Consider the following 14599-nt stretch of genomic DNA (forward strand, 5'->3'; position numbering starts at 1 on the left):
ACAGATGCGTTACGTTCCTGGTTCGGCGGGGTAGAAGTCCGGTCACGGCAGCGATGATCAGGGCACGTCGCGGACAGGCCGGGGAGGCTGCATGAACTCGGCTCAGGGGGGCGTGGACGGGAGCGATCCGTCGATGGCGCGCAGCGGGCTTTCGCCACTGCTCGCGGCGGCGTTCGCGGGCGGCGGCGAGATGGGCGCGGTACTGCGCGACCACGACTGGTCGACCAGTCCGCTCGGCGCTCCGGCGCACTGGCCCACCACACTCGGCAACGCCGTCAGCACCATGCTCGCCTCCAAGGCGCAGATCGCCCTGTTCTGGGGCGAGGACCAGCGCGCCTTCTACAACGACGCCTACCGGCCGACCATAGGAGACAAGCATCCCGCCGTCGTCGGGCAGCCGGCCCGCGACCACTGGGTCGAGACCTGGGACGTGCTCGGGCCGCTGCTCACCGACGTCGTGCGTACCGGTGAGGCGTACCAGGCGCGGGACCACCACTTCCTGCTCGACCGGTACGGCTTCGTCGAGGACGTCTACTTCGACGTCTCGTACGACCCGATCCGGGACACCGACGGCTCGATCAGCGGGGTGCTCTGCGTCTGCAGCGAGACCACCGGTCGGGTGCTCGGCGAGCGGCGACTGCGTACGCTCGCCGAACTCGGCTCCGAGCTGGCGGACGTGGCCAGCAGCACGGAACTCGGCCGGGTGGCCGCGACCGTGCTCGACCGGCACCGGCAGGACGTCCCGTTCGGGCTGCTCTATCTGGGCGGCCCCGACGGCGGTCTGCGTCTGGCCGGGGCGAGCGGCCCGGTGACCGGTGCCGAGGAGCCCGCCGTCGGGCTGGCCGAGCTGGCCGCCGCCGGGGGCGGCAGGGTGCCCACCGCCGACCTGCTCGGTGAGGTGCCGGCCGACGCCGCCGACGAGGCGCTGCTGCTGCCGATCACCGCCACCGCGGAGCAGGCCGGCGTGCTGGTGCTGGGGGTGGCCCGCCGGCTGCCGCTCTCCGACGACTACCGCACCTTCCTCGAACTGGTCGCCGCGCAGGTCTCGCGGGCCGTCGGCAAGCAGCGGGCGTACGAGCAGGAGCAGGCCCGCGCCGCCGAGCTGGCCGCCCTGGACCTGGCGAAGACCAACTTCTTCGCCAACGTCAGCCACGAGTTCCGCACCCCGCTGACCCTGGTGCTCGGCCCGCTGGAGGACCTGCTCGCCGACCCTGGCCTGCCGGAGCCGTACACCCAGCGGCTGACGATGATGCACCGCAACGCGCTGCGGCTGCTCAAGCTGGTCAACACGGTGCTCGACTTCTCCCGGCTGGAGTCCGGCCGGATGGCCGCGCACTACGAGCCGATCGACCTGGCCGACTACACCGCTCGGCTGGCCAGCACGTTCCGCTCGGCCACCGAGCGCGCCGGGTTGCGGCTGACGGTGGACTGTCCGCCGCTGCCCGAGCCGGTCTACGTCGACCAGGAGATGTGGGAGAAGATCGTCCTCAACCTGGTCGCCAACGCGGTGAAGTTCACCTTCGACGGGGAGATCCGGGTCGAGGTCCGGGCGGTCGACGGGGTGGCTCGCCTGGAGGTCGTCGACACCGGTGTGGGCATCGTCGCGGACGAGCTGCCGCACGTCTTCGAGCGGTTCCACCGGGCACCCGGGGTGCCCTCGCGCAGCCACGAGGGGACCGGGATCGGCCTGGCGCTGGTCCGGGAACTGGTCGAGATGCACGGCGGCGAGGTCAGCGCGACCAGCCGGGTCGACGAGGGCAGCCGCTTCGTCGTCACCGTCCCGTTCGGCTCCGGGCACCTCCCGGCCGACCGGGTGGCCGAGACCGGCACCGACCGCGAGCCCCAGCAGAACGCCCTGTTCGTCGCCGAGACCGAGCGGTGGAGCGACGGCCGGTCCGGGGCGGGAGAGACGCGCCACCCGGGGTCGGCGGGCCGGATCCTGGTCGTCGACGACAACCCGGACCTGCGCGAACACGTCACCCGGCTACTCGCGTCGACCTGGGAGGTGTTCACCGCCACCGACGGCGTGGACGCCCTGCGGCTGGCCACCGACACCGACTTCGACCTGGTGCTGACCGATGTGATGATGCCGCGGCTGGACGGCTTCGGCCTGGTCGCCGCGCTGCGCGCCGACCCGCGCACCCGGTACGTGCCGATCGTGCTGCTCTCCGCCCGCGCCGGCTCGGCCGAGGAGGTGGCCGGCCTCGCGGTGGGTGCCGACGACTATCTGACCAAGCCCTTCTCCGGGCAGGAACTGGTCGCCCGGGTACGGGCCAACGTCGAACTCGGCCAACTGCGCGGTCAGCTCATCCGGCGGTTGGCGGCGCTCGCGGACGCGGCGGTGGCGGTGAACACGGCGCGCTCCACGGACGAGGTGCTCCAGGTCGCGGCGCGGCACGCGTTGAGTCTCGCCGAGGCGGTCCGGGTGTCCGTCACCGCCGGTGACGCCCGGTTCGAGGCCGACGGCGGCGGCACCAGCGCCGCCGACCCCGCCTTCGTCCTGCCGCTGACCGGGGTGGGCGGCAAGCGCCTCGGCGAACTGCGGGTGTGGCGAGCGGTCGCCGAGCCGGCCGGCACGGACGAGGCCGCGTTGACCCAACTCGCCCGGCTGGTCGGCGTACGACTGGAGAACGCCCAGCTCTACGAGGTGGAGCACCGCATCGCCACCACCCTGCAACACAGCCTGCTGCCGCGCACCCTGCCCCAGTTGCCCGGTGCCGTGGTGGCCAGCCGTTACCTGCCCGGCAGCGACGACGTCGAGGTCGGCGGCGACTGGTACGACGTGGTGACCCGCGAGGACGACGAGATGGTCCTGGTCATCGGGGACGTGGTCGGCAAGGGGGTGCCGGCCGCAGCGGCGATGGGCCAGCTCCGCAACGCGCTGCGGGCGTACGTGTTGGAGGGGTTCGACCCGGGGGAGTCGCTGACCCGGCTCAACCGGTTGGTCGGCTCGACCGAGTCCCGGTCCTTCGCCACGGTCTTCTGCCTGTGGTTCAGCCCCCGCACCGGGCGGCTGCGGTACGCCAACGCCGGGCATCCGTCCCCGCTGCTGATCCGAGGAGGCGACGTGTCGTTCCTGCACGACCGGGCGCTGGGTCCGCCGGTCGGCGCGATCCCGGGAGCGGAGTACGAGACGGTCACCGGCGAGCTGTGTGCCGGCGAGCGGCTGCTGCTCTACACCGACGGCCTGATCGAGGACCGGAACGTCGACATCGACGACGCGCTGGCCCAGCTCCGCGCCGACGCGACCCGGCCCGGGGGGCACGTGGTGGATTTGGTCGACGCGGTGGTGCAGCGGGTCGTCGACCGGCCCCGCCGCGACGACGTGGCGGTGCTCGCGCTGGAGGCCGCCGAACTCGACCGGTTCGCGCTGCGGCTGCCCGCCGACCCGACCCGGCTCAGCGTGCTGCGCAAGCGGCTGGAGGACTTCCTGGTCGCGCACGGGGTGAACGAGACCGACCTGTTCGACCTCACGGTGGCGGTCTCCGAGGCGGCGGCGAACGCCATCGAGCACCCGGTCGACCCGGCGGAGCCGACGATCGCCATCGAGGTGACCGTGGAGGGCCGGACGGTGACCGCGACCGTACGCGACAGCGGACGGTGGCGGGAGTCGACCGGGTCGGGCTTCCGGGGGCGGGGACTGTCGCTGATCCAGGCACTCGGGGAGCTGTCGGTCACGCGTACCGCAGAGGGCACGCAGGTGACCCTGCGTCGGGAACTCGGCGCCTGAGCCGGTGGGCCGGCGGGTCAGACCGGCCGCAGCCAGCGCTGCTCGCCCAGACCCGCGATGTGCAGCACGCGACTGACCTGCCGGGACGGCAGCACCGCCAGGGTGTCCGGATAGTGACCGGCGAGCCGCACCACCGCGTGGATCGCCGCCGAGTCGAAGAAGGTCACCGCGCGCAGGTCGAGGGTCAGCCGGGTGGCCGGCTCGCGCAGCGCGGTCTGCATCATGGTGTCCGCGGTCGCCATGTCCACCTCGCCGGTGACCACCACACGGAGGTGATCACCGTCGATCTCCGCGCTGGCGGAGAAGACGGGCGGTGCTCCCCCTTGATCCACGCTGACACCTTGACACAGCGGTTGTGGTAGGGCAACAACCGTGGGCCACCGATGGTGGTGGGGGCCACCCGGGGCACGGCGATAGGCTTGCCGCATGACCGTCCGTGCGCCGTTGACCCCAGGCACGCTCTCCCCGTGGCGGCCGGTGCCCGCCCACATCGTCCGACCCGAGTACGTCGGCAAGAAGTCCCCCCGGCCGTGGCAGGGGTCGCACGTGCAGACGCCGGAGACGATCGAGAAGATGCGGGTCGCCGGGCGGCTCGCCGCGCAGGCCACCCAGCTCGCCGGTGAGCACTGCAAGCCCGGTGTGACCACCGACGAGATCGACCGGGTGGTGCACGAGTTCCTGATCGACCACGGCGCCTACCCGTCGACGCTGGGCTACAAGGGCTTCCCGAAGTCCTGCTGCACCAGCCTGAACGAGGTGATCTGCCACGGCATCCCGGACTCCACGGTGCTGGCCGACGGCGACATCATCAACGTGGACGTGACCGCGTACATCGGCGGGGTGCACGGCGACACCGACGCCACCTTCTGCGTCGGCGAGGTCGACGAGGAGGTCCGGCTGCTGGTCGAGCGGACCCACGAGGCGATGACGCGGGGCATCAAGGCCGTCGCGCCCGGCCGGCAGATCAACGTCATCGGCCGGGTCATCGAGTCGTACGCGAAGCGGTTCGGCTACGGCGTGGTGCGCGACTTCACCGGCCACGGCATCGGCGAGGCGTTCCACAGCGGCCTCTACGTGCCGCACTACGACAGCCCACGGCCCACCGACGTGATGGAGCCGGGCATGACGTTCACCATCGAGCCCATGATCACCCTCGGCACCCACCAGTACGACATGTGGGAGGACGGCTGGACGGTGGTCACCAAGGACCGCAAGTGGACCGCCCAGTTCGAGCACACGGTGCTGGTGACCGAGGACGGGTACGAGATCCTGACGCTGCCGTGACCGACACCCCTGCGGCACTGCGGGAGCACCACCACGCGGACGTCTCGGGCGGGTGGCTGCGACCCGCCGTCTTCGGTGCCATGGACGGGCTGGTGACCAACATCGCCCTGATCGCGGGCGTCGGCGGTGGCGGCGTCTCGCCGCAGGCCATCGTGCTGACCGGCACCGCCGGTCTGGTCGCCGGTGCGATCTCGATGGCGCTCGGGGAATACACGAGTGTCCGCTCGGCCAACGAGCAGATCGCCGCCGAGGTGGCCAAGGAGCGGCGCGAGCTGGAACGCCACCCCGAGGAGGAGGCCCGGGAACTCGCCGAGATGTGGATGGCGCGGGGGTTGCCCGAGGATCTTGCCGTCCAGGTGGCCGAGGCGGTCCGCCAGCATCCGGAGCAGGCGTTGCGGATGCACGTCCAGGAGGAGTTGGGTGTCAACCCGGACGAGCAGCCCAACCCGTGGGCGGCGGCGCTGTCGTCGTTCCTCTGCTTCTCGGTCGGCGCGCTGGTGCCGCTGCTGCCGTACCTTCTCGGCGCGACCAGCCTGACGCTGGCCCTGGCGGTGGGCGGGCTCGGGCTCTTCGTGGCCGGCGCGGTCGTCTCCCGGTTCACCAACCGGCGCTGGTGGACCGGCGGGATGCGGCAGTTGCTCCTCGGCGCCGCCGCCGCGGCGGCCACCTACCTGGTCGGTGCGTTGATCGGCGTGCAGGGCGGCCTGGGCTGAGCCGACGCGCGGTCAGCCGGCGAGCAGGTCGTCGACGGTCCCGTCGACCGGCCGACCCCGGGCGGTCAGCTCCGCCGACTGGCGGGCCAGCACCGCACCCACCTCGGTCATGTCCGCCCCGGCCAGCCCGGTCCGCCGGACGGCGTCGCCGGAGTCGCGGAAGTAGGTGCGGCTGAGCAGCCCGTTGACGGTCGCGGCGGCCAGCCGCGCCTCGCCGAGCATCAGCAGGGCCTGGTCCGTCTCGTACCACTCGGCCAGCCGGGCCGCCCGCGCGTGCGCGGCGCTGCCCCGATACCACGCCCGCCGGGCGGCGCCGCTGAACTCGGCCGGACGCGCCCTCGCCAGCCGCCCGAGGTGCTCGTCCCGCAGGGTGCGCAGCCACCCGGTCGGATCGTGCAGCGGCCGGGTCGTCACGTACCGGTCGGCGGTCAGCGGCCAGCGCGAGGTGAGCTGCCGGGCCTGACGCAGGCGCTCCTCGGCGGCGGCCACGGTCAGGTCGATGAGCACCCCGTCGACCCGCCGGGTGGCCGAGGGCGGCCCGGTGCCGGGTCGGTACGTGACCACCAGCAGCCCGACCTCGCTGTCCCCTCCGCCGTCGTCGTCGCCGTGCGCGAGCGGCCCGTGCACCGCGACGGCGAGCACGTCGGCGGGGAAGCGTCGGCGGACCGCCTCGGCGACGCGTTCGGCCACGTGCCACCGGGGATCGTCCCGGTGCTCCTGGGCACCGTCCACACCGACCACCCCACGATCGCGCCACCGTGCGGACCGTCGCCGGCAGCGACGGCCCGGTCACCGCACACCCTAGTGCGGCGGGGGCGGCCCGTCCGGCGCGTCCGTGCCGTCGGGCGTGCCGGAGGCCGTCGGCACCAACCGGAAGACCCGGATCTCCCGGTCGCCGGCCCGCCGCACGTACGCCTCGTACGCGGGCCAGGCGTCGACCAGCAGTCGCCACAGCCGCTCGCGTTCGGCGCCTGTCGCCGGCTCGCCGCGGACCGCGATGCGACGCCCGGACACGTCCACCTCGGCGCGCGGCTCGGCGAGCAGGTTCAGCGACCAGGCGGGCTGCTGGGTCTGCCCCCAGTTGGAGCCGACCACCACGTACCCGTCGCCGTCCGGCACATAGAGCAGCGGGTTGCTGCGCGGCTTGCCGGAGCGGCGGCCGGTGGTGGTGATGACCAGGGAGGGCACCAGCCCGAGCGCGACCACTCGACCCTTGGTCAGCCGGCCGACCGCCCGGTCCAGCGGCACCAGCAGCCGGGCCGTGGCGCCGAACCAGGGGTGGTGGCCGATCCGGCGGGTCACGTCTCGCACTATGGACATCGGGACATTCTGCATCCACCGGCGTCGGTACGACAACGCCGCCGCCCGACGTGCCGGGGCCCGCCGCCGCTCCGCCCTTCAGTCCAGCCGGCGTTCCACCGGCAGCCGGGACCGGGTCAGCAGCGCCGCCCCGGCCATCGCCACCAGCGGCACCACGACCAGCACACCGAGGGTGAGCCAGGGCACCACCAGCGGGTACGGCGACTCCACCGGCCACCCCTCGGTCAACCGTCGGTTGGTGAAGGTCAGGATGATCGCCGCCGAGCCGAGCCCGGCGACGATGCCCAGCAACGAGCCGAGCACGGCGATCACCCCGGCCTGGCAGAGCGACAGCAGTCTTCGCACTCCCGGACCGGCACCGACCGACGCGAGGGTGGACAGGTCGGCCCGCCCCTCGGCGGCGGCGAGTCCGGTGGCGATCCCGGCGGCCCCCACGGTCACCAGCGCCGAGACTCCGGCGAGCAGGAGCAGGAGCGGCTCGGTGAGGCCGAAGCCCCTGCCGACCTCGAACTGTGCGCCGACCGGACCGAGGGACTTCAACGCGTCGACGAACCGGTCGCGTTGCCGCTGCCCCGGCGGCTCGTCGGCGGCGACCGCCCAACCGGTCTGCCGGACGGTGAGGCCGAGGCGGTCGGCCGTGGCGGGCGAGAGCAGCAGCCAGGGTGGTCGCAGGTCGCTCCGCGTCGCGTACCCGGGCACGGTCGTGGTGGCCGCGTCCACCGCGCGGTCGTCGTCCGGTTCGACCCGGAGGTGCAGGCGGCCGTCGGCGAGGTAGCGCGGGTCGGTGACCACCGCGCCACCCGCGCGCAGGACGGCCGTGGCGTCGGCGACCTCGGCCGGCGTCGCGCCGGTGAGCATCGGCAGCGCCGCGCCGTCGTCGACCGCCACCTGGAAGTAGCCGTCGAGGTGGTCCTCGGCCGGCCCCTGACAGCGCTGGTCGGCCCGGGCCCGCCGCTGGTCTGCCTCGCTCATCGTGTCGTAGGGGCGCCACGGGCAGACCTGGTCCGGCGGCGGCACCGCGCTCACCAGGCAGGCGTCGAAGACCGGCCGGCAGCCGGCCTCGATCAGCGGGGCGACCGTCGCGGCACCGAGATGGTCCCGGGCCGCAGCGGTGACGGCGTCCCGGCCGAGTGGACCGTCGGCCGCCGGGTCGTCGGCGGTGACCAGCACCGTCCGGTCCGGCAGCAGCGGACGGTACTGCCCGTCGGATCGGATGTCGTCACTGGCCAGGAAGGCCCCCAGGGCGACGCTGCCGGCGACCGCCGCCATCACCGCCGAGATGGCCGGCGCGGTCGAGGAACGGTTGCGACTGGCGTCACGGACGGCGATCCGGGGCGCCAGCGGGAGGAACCGGCCGAGCCGGGCCAGCAGCCCGACCAGCGTCGGCGTGGCGAAGACCAGCCCGAGTTCGCCGAGCACCAACCCGGCGAGGATGACCGACGACCGGACCATCGCCGCGCCGATCCCGGCGATGACCAGCCCGGTGACGGCCAGCAGCACACCGAGCGCCAGCCAGAGCCGCCGGTGGGTGGGTGCGCCGCGTCGACCGGCGAGCCCGGCGACCACGTCCTGCCGGGCGGCGGTCCAGGCCGGCGCGAGCGCGGCCAGTACCCCGGCGAGTACGGCGACAAGTGCGATCACGCCCAGCGCCGCCGGCCAGACGCGGTACCCGGCGAAGCGGTGCTGGAAGACGAACTCCTCGACCAGCGGCCGGGCGGCGAACGCGGAGAGCACGCCGAGCGCCACCCCGACGCCGGCACCGAGGCACCCCAGCAGCACGCCGTCGGCGAGCACCACGCGGCGGAGCTGGGCCGCGTCGCCGCCCGCCACGGCGACAAGTGCCAGTTCCCGCCGCCGTCGCCGGACCCCCACCGCGAAGGCCGGGCCGACCAGCAGGACCACCTCCAGCAGGCCCAGTCCGCCGATCAGCATCCCGGTGCCGATCGCCTCCGCGCCCAGGCTGTTGCCGAGCGGACGGACCGCCTCCACCGGGCTCGACGGAGCGGAGACGCGGGCACCGACCACCACCCCGTTGCGGTTGAGGTGGCGGAACAGGTCCTCGGTCACCGGCCCGGGCAGGTCGACCAGGAACACGGTGTCGTGCTGCAGCGAGCCCGACGGTTCACCGGCGGGACGCAGGAACGCCATCGGCTCCAGCGACTCCGGGAGTTCGGCCACACCGACGACGGTCCAGTTCCTGGTGCCGTCCCCGGCGCTGAGCACGCCTCCGACGTCGACGCCGAGGGCGCGCCGAGCGGCCCGGTTCAGCGCGACCTCGTCGGCCGTGGCCGGCACCCGACCCTCGTGGACCCGAACGAGGCCGGCGGCGAGCGGATCGGTGAGGTCGACCTCGGTGGCGGGTACGTCGTCGCGGATCCGGGTGCCGTCCCGTACCGGCAGCGGCACCCAGCGGCGTACCGGGAGGACCCGGCTGCCCGCCGGGAGCAACCGGAGGATGTCGTCCACGGTGACCGTCTCGGGGATCCGGTCCGCCGGCGCGTTCCAACCGCTGCCGTCGGCGTTCTGGGTGACCTGTCCCGCACTGACCACCCGCAGTTCCGCGTCGGCGTTGCCGAGCCGCTGGTCCATCTTCTCGGCGGGATCGAGCTGGGCCATGTCCGCGCTGACCGCGATGAACGACAGGGCCAGTACGGGCAGGACGATCATCGCCAGCACCAGGGCGGTACGCCCACGGGCCCGCGTCGCCTCGCGCCGGGCGATCCGCAGCGCGGCCCGCCAGGAACCGAGAGTCTCGGCCGACCGACTCCGGCGGGGCCGCTCGGGTGGGAGGTCGTGCACCGGCCGCGACTGGGAGCGCAGGCTCACCGAGGACTGCCGGAGAGCAGTGCGTCGACGCCGACCAGCGGGGCGGTCGAGTCGACCTCCACGCCGTCGCGCAGGAACACCACCCGGTCCGCCCAGGCAGCGTGCCGCGCCTCGTGGGTGACCAGCACGCCGGCCGCTCCGGCGTCGACCCGGCGGCGCAGCAGCCGCAGGACGGCCTCACCGGTCTGCGAGTCCAGCGCCCCGGTCGGCTCGTCGGCCAGCACCAGACGCCGTTCGCCGACCAGTGCCCGGGCGATTGCCACACGCTGCTGCTGGCCGCCGGAGAGCTGGTCGGGGAAACGGTCGCCGAGTTCGGCGAGACCCACCTCGGTCAGCGCGTCGAGCGCCAGCCGGCGGGCCCGGCGTACGCCCGCGCCGTCGAGTTCGAGGGGGAGGGAGACGTTCTCGGCGGCGGTCAGGCTGCCGATGAGGTTGAGGTTCTGGAAGATGTAGCCGATCCGGCGACGGCGCAGCCGGGCCAGACCACGCCGGTCCAGGGCGTGCAGTGGCTGTCCCTCGACGAGCACGTGACCGTCGGTCGGGCTGTCCAGCCCGCCGGCCAGGGTCAGCAGAGTGGACTTGCCGGAGCCGGAGGGACCCATCACGGCGACCAGTTCGCCGGGGCGGACGACCAGACTCACCCCGCGCAGCGCGTGCACCGCGGCCGGGCCGCTGCCGTGCGTCCGGTGCACGCCCCGCAGCTCCAGCACCGCCTCCGGGTCGGGTCCGGCGCCGTCGGGTCGGCGGGAGTCAGGTGCCGTGGGGGTGTCGCGGGTGGCCGACGCGGGCCGGTCGTCCGCGCTCACCGCCACGCCTCCTCACCACTGCGGCCCGCCGCCTCGGGCAGTGGCGTCGGGCCGGAGGCTGGGGGGCGGTGCCGCACCAGGCTGCTCTCACAGTGGTCGAGCCAGCGCACCTCCGCCTCGGCCTGGAAGACCATCGCGTCCAGCACCAGTCGCCACGGCAGGTCCTCGGGCCGGTCGCTGGAGTACTTCAGCCGGGTCAGTTCCTGGAGTGTCCGCATCGTCGCGGTGCGCTGGGTCTGCACCACGGTGCGAACGTCCACCCCCGGTGTGGTCAGCGCCAACGCCAGCTTGATCGCCAGTTCGTCCCGGGGACGGTCGTTGCGGCTGATCGGGGTGGCGAACCACAGCGTCAGGTCCGCCCGTCCGGCTTCGGTGATCTCGTACGGCCGCTGCCCGGCCTCGCTCTCCGGCAACGACCGCACCAGCCCGTCCCGCTCCAGCCGGGACAGGGTGGTGTAGACCTGCCCGATGTTGAGCGGCCAGGTGGAGCCGGTCGACTCCTCGAAGGCGGCCCGGAGCTGGTAGCCGTACATCTGGCCGCGTTCGAGCAGGGCGAGCAGGCCGTGACGGATGGACATGGAACCGGAGTATGCATACCTGGTATGCCATCCGCAACCGGTGCGGACCGTGATGCTGCCTACCCATCGACGGGCGTGTCCCTCAGGCGGGGCGACCCGGGAACGGCACGGTCAGCGGGGTGGTGCCGGCGCTCCGCCGCCACCGCGTCGCCCGGACCGCGTACTCGACCAGAGCGGCCAGGGCGCGTTCCCGCTCGGCGCCGGTGCTGACCGGCAGCGCCGCCCGCCAGAACGCCGCCGTACGCTCCTCCACCACGATCGCGAGCCGCAGCGCGCTGGCCCGGTCGGTCACCGGGAAGGGCAGGGCGTAGCCGGCCCGGTCCGGCGGCACGGTCCCGCCACCGGTGCTGAGCTGCATCACCAGTGCGTCCCGCCGGCTCCGGTGGGCCGCTTCCGCCTCGGCGGCGGCCGCTCGTTCGTCACGGGGCAGGCGTACTCCGATCGGGCCGTAGGCCCAGATGGCCGCGTACTCGGCGGTCAACGCCCCGGCGAGCGCCTCACCGGGCCCGGCGGGCGCACCGCGCCCGGTGGTCCATCCGCTCATCGCAGCGCCTCCAGGTGGCTGGCACGGGCGGCGGCGACGGAGCCCAGCACCGCGGCCCGCTCGGCGGGCGCGGCGGCGCAGGCGGCCTTGGCCGACTCCCGGCCGGACCGCTCGGCCTGGCGCAGCGCGGCCAGCGCGGCGGTCGGCTCGCCCGGCCCGACGGCGGGTGCGGACCAGGACGGCCCGGTCGGTGCGGCCGAGGCGGACGGCGTCGCGGCACCGGTCAACCGGGCCAGTTCGGCCGCGTGTGCCTCGTGTGACTCGGCGAGCGGGACGAGCCGGGCGGCCAGGTCGGGGTGGGCGGTGGCGGCGGCGCGCAGCCCCGCGGCGAGACTCAGCGACTCGTCCACCAGCGGGGCCAGCGGATCCGGCTCCGGTGGCCGCTCGTCCCCGCCGAAGAGACCGCAACCGCTCAGCGGCACGGCGGCCCCACCCAGCGCCAGCAGCGCACCGGCCCGCAGGACCGTGCGCCGGGACAGCTCGGCGGACCCGTCCGATTGACTCGTCATGCCCATCACCACCGGACAAGTCAACACCATCGGCGTGGGCCGTGTGGCGCGGTGGCGCCGGTGCGCCGCCCGGGCTCTCCTCCGCCGGGCGCGTTACGCTCTGCGCAACCACCGGCGCGCCCGCACCGGTGGCGTACCGGCGTGGCGGCCGACGAGTAGTGGAAGGTCCAACAGATGACGCAGCGTGGCCGTGCCACCAGAACGACGGGGCGACCCCGTGGCGGCCAGGCTCCGCGAGGTGGTCCCGCGCCGCGCAGTGCGCAGGGTGGCCGGGGCGACCTGTCCGCCCGCCGCGAGCGGCTGCGCGCGGTGATCGCGCCGGTCGTGGCCGAGGCCGGCTACGACCTGGAGGACCTGGCCGTCTCCCGGGCCGGCCGGCGACACGTGGTACGCGTGATCGTCGATGCCGACGGCGGCATCAACCTGGACGCGGTCGCCGACGTGTCGCGGGCGGTCTCGGCGGCGCTGGACGCGGCCGAGGAAGCCGGCGGCGACATCGTCGCCGGGGAGTACCAACTGGAGGTCAGCTCGCCGGGCGTGGACCGGCCGCTGACCCTGCCCCGGCACTGGCGGCGCAACGTGGGCCGGCTGGTCCGGGTGACCGTGCGTGGTGGCGGGACGGCCGGCGACCGGCAGGTCACCGGGCGGGTGGTGGAGGCCGACGACGAGCGCGTGGTGCTGGAGACCGACACCGAGCGCGCCGAGTGGGCGTACGCCGAGCTGGGGCCGGGCCGGGTGCAGGTCGAGTTCAGCCGCCTCGACGAACTGGCCGAATCAGAAGACCTCGACGACGATGACGATGACGATGATGTGGAGGACGAGGAGAGGTGAACATAGACCTCGCGGCGCTGCGCGCACTCGAGCGCGAGCGGGAGATCCCGTTCGACACGATCCTCGCGGCGATCGAGACCGCGCTGCTGACCGCGTACCGGCACACCGAGGGTGCGCAGGCGCACGCCCGGGTGGAGATCGACCGCAAGACCGGCGTGGCCCTGGTCTACGCCCAGGAACTGGGCGACGAGGGCACCGTGGATCGGGAGTGGGACGACACTCCGCACGACTTCGGGCGGATCGCCGCCATGACCGCCAAACAGGTCATCCTCCAGCGGTTGCGGGAGGCCACCGACGAGGTGCACTTCGGCGAGTACGCCGGCCGCGACGGTGACCTGGTGACCGGTGTGGTGCAGGCGCACGAGGCCCGCGCCGAGAAGGGCATCGTCACGGTCGACCTGGGCAAGCTGGAGGGGGTGCTGCCCCAGTCCGAGCAGGTGCCCGGGGAGCGGTACACCCACGGCGAGCGGATCCGCTGCGTGGTGGTGCACGTGGCCAAGGGGATGCGCGGCCCGCAGATCACGCTGTCGCGTACCCACCCGAACCTGGTGAAGAAGCTCTTCGCCCTCGAGGTGCCGGAGATCGCCGACGGTACGGTCGAGATCAGCGCGATCGCGCGTGAGGCCGGTCACCGTACGAAGATCGCGGTCCGGTCCACCGCTCCCGGAGTCAACGCCAAGGGCGCCTGCATCGGCCCGATGGGGCAGCGGGTCCGGGCGGTGATGAGCGAGCTGCACGGCGAGAAGATCGACATCATCGACTGGTCCGACGACCCGGCGACCTTCGTCGGCAACGCGTTGTCGCCGGCCAAGGCGCTGCGGGTCGAGGTGGTGGACCTCGGTGCCCGGGCGGCCCGGGTGACCGTGCCGGACTTCCAGCTCTCCCTGGCGATCGGGCGGGAAGGGCAGAACGCCCGGCTTGCTGCCCGGTTGACCGGTTGGCGGATCGACATCCGGTCCGACGCCGAACAGGCCGGCTCCAGCGGCCGCCCGGGGGCCGATCACGTCCGGGAGCCAGGCGGAGCGGTCTCGGGTAGCTAGGGGTAGACTCTTTCCAGTGGCACGACGCGCGCTGCCGGAGCGCACCTGTGTGGGTTGCCGACGGCGGGCGCCGGCCAGTGAACTACTGCGGATCGTCGCGGTCGGTGACGAGGCTGGATTCAGCCTTCGACCCGATCCGGCCCGCAGACTGCCGGGTCGGGGAGCGAACATGCACCCAGATCCGGCCTGCTTCGCGCAGGCAGTGCGGCGTCGCGCCTTCGGGCGCGCGCTGCGCCTCGCCGGGGTTCCAGATGACGGCACCCTCGCGGAGTACCTGACGCGTTAACCACCACGTCCGGTCATCCGACCGGGTGTGGCCGCTAGCAAGGTAGGACGACCGACATGAGCACACGATGAAGTCCCAGAAATGACCAGGCTTCAAGTGCACGAGTGAGGTCGCTGCGGGTGCTGCCCGCAC

At 73.7% G+C, this 14599-nt stretch carries 14 protein-coding genes; 6 read left to right on the plus strand and 8 right to left on the minus strand.

Annotation, left to right across the window (positions count from 1 at the left end):
• The first annotated feature begins 91 nt into the window (after nt 1-91).
• Entirely contained in the window at nt 92-3730 is a 3639-nt protein-coding gene (locus tag ABT008_RS05110) for a SpoIIE family protein phosphatase (RefSeq protein WP_350693745.1), read from the plus strand.
• Nucleotides 3731-3747: 17 nt separating this feature from the next.
• Here the strand turns inward: ABT008_RS05110 and ABT008_RS05115 are convergent, their stop codons facing one another.
• The gene (locus ABT008_RS05115) at nt 3748-4062 is read right to left on the minus strand and encodes an STAS domain-containing protein (protein ID WP_350693747.1); all 315 of its coding nucleotides are present in this window, start codon (nt 4060-4062) and stop codon (nt 3748-3750) included.
• Between the two features lie 94 nt (nt 4063-4156).
• On the opposite strand from ABT008_RS05115, the gene map reads away from it, so the two are divergent.
• Both map and ABT008_RS05125 read left to right on the plus strand, forming a co-directional pair.
• A complete protein-coding gene (gene map, locus ABT008_RS05120) occupies nt 4157-5014 on the plus strand; it encodes a type I methionyl aminopeptidase (RefSeq protein WP_350693749.1) in 858 nt (285 codons plus the stop codon).
• Nucleotides 5011-5727, plus strand: a complete 717-nt coding sequence (locus ABT008_RS05125) for a VIT1/CCC1 transporter family protein (protein WP_350693750.1) — start codon at nt 5011-5013, stop codon at nt 5725-5727. The genes map and ABT008_RS05125 overlap by 4 nt, the downstream gene beginning before the upstream one ends.
• A 12-nt stretch (nt 5728-5739) precedes the next feature.
• On the opposite strand, the gene ABT008_RS05130 is transcribed toward ABT008_RS05125, so the two are convergent.
• The 7 genes from ABT008_RS05130 to ABT008_RS05160 all read right to left on the minus strand — a co-directional run bounded on the left by ABT008_RS05130 (nt 5740) and on the right by ABT008_RS05160 (nt 12310).
• Nucleotides 5740-6459: a nucleotidyltransferase domain-containing protein gene (locus tag ABT008_RS05130; RefSeq protein ID WP_350693752.1), complete on the minus strand. Its 720-nt coding sequence runs from the start codon at nt 6457-6459 to the stop codon at nt 5740-5742.
• A 69-nt stretch (nt 6460-6528) separates the two neighbouring features.
• Nucleotides 6529-7047 (minus strand): nitroreductase/quinone reductase family protein, encoded by a 519-nt coding sequence (locus ABT008_RS05135; RefSeq protein WP_350693753.1) that lies wholly within the window; start codon nt 7045-7047, stop codon nt 6529-6531.
• 78 nt (nt 7048-7125) lie between these two features.
• Nucleotides 7126-9873: an FtsX-like permease family protein gene (locus ABT008_RS05140; protein ID WP_350693754.1), complete on the minus strand. Its 2748-nt coding sequence runs from the start codon at nt 9871-9873 to the stop codon at nt 7126-7128.
• On the minus strand, nt 9870-10583 hold the full coding sequence (locus tag ABT008_RS05145) for an ABC transporter ATP-binding protein (RefSeq protein WP_350694078.1): 714 nt from the start codon (nt 10581-10583) through the stop codon (nt 9870-9872). Before ABT008_RS05145 ends, ABT008_RS05140 begins: the two co-directional genes overlap by 4 nt.
• Before the next feature lie 92 nt (nt 10584-10675).
• Nucleotides 10676-11257, minus strand: a complete 582-nt coding sequence (locus ABT008_RS05150) for a PadR family transcriptional regulator (protein ID WP_350693756.1) — start codon at nt 11255-11257, stop codon at nt 10676-10678.
• 82 nt (nt 11258-11339) lie between these two features.
• On the minus strand, nt 11340-11801 hold the full coding sequence (locus ABT008_RS05155) for a ferritin-like domain-containing protein (RefSeq protein WP_350693757.1): 462 nt from the start codon (nt 11799-11801) through the stop codon (nt 11340-11342).
• A complete protein-coding gene (locus ABT008_RS05160) occupies nt 11798-12310 on the minus strand; it encodes a hypothetical protein (RefSeq protein WP_350693758.1) in 513 nt (170 codons plus the stop codon). Before ABT008_RS05160 ends, ABT008_RS05155 begins: the two co-directional genes overlap by 4 nt.
• 174 nt (nt 12311-12484) lie before the next feature.
• Here ABT008_RS05160 and rimP point away from each other — a divergent pair, with 174 nt between their 5' ends.
• From rimP to ABT008_RS05175, 3 genes are read left to right on the plus strand one after another with little or no spacing between them, the layout of a single operon-like run.
• Nucleotides 12485-13141, plus strand: a complete 657-nt coding sequence (rimP, locus tag ABT008_RS05165; RefSeq protein WP_350693760.1) for a ribosome maturation factor RimP — start codon at nt 12485-12487, stop codon at nt 13139-13141.
• Nucleotides 13138-14181 (plus strand): transcription termination factor NusA, encoded by a 1044-nt coding sequence (nusA, locus tag ABT008_RS05170; RefSeq protein WP_350693762.1) that lies wholly within the window; start codon nt 13138-13140, stop codon nt 14179-14181. Before rimP ends, nusA begins: the two co-directional genes overlap by 4 nt.
• Nucleotides 14182-14230: 49 nt before the next feature.
• On the plus strand, nt 14231-14467 hold the full coding sequence (locus ABT008_RS05175; RefSeq protein ID WP_465796248.1) for a YlxR family protein: 237 nt from the start codon (nt 14231-14233) through the stop codon (nt 14465-14467).
• Nucleotides 14468-14599: the final 132 nt, after the last annotated feature.

The organism is Micromonospora sp. NPDC002389 (assembly GCF_040296095.1).
Taxonomy (GTDB): Bacteria; Actinomycetota; Actinomycetes; order Mycobacteriales; family Micromonosporaceae; genus Micromonospora.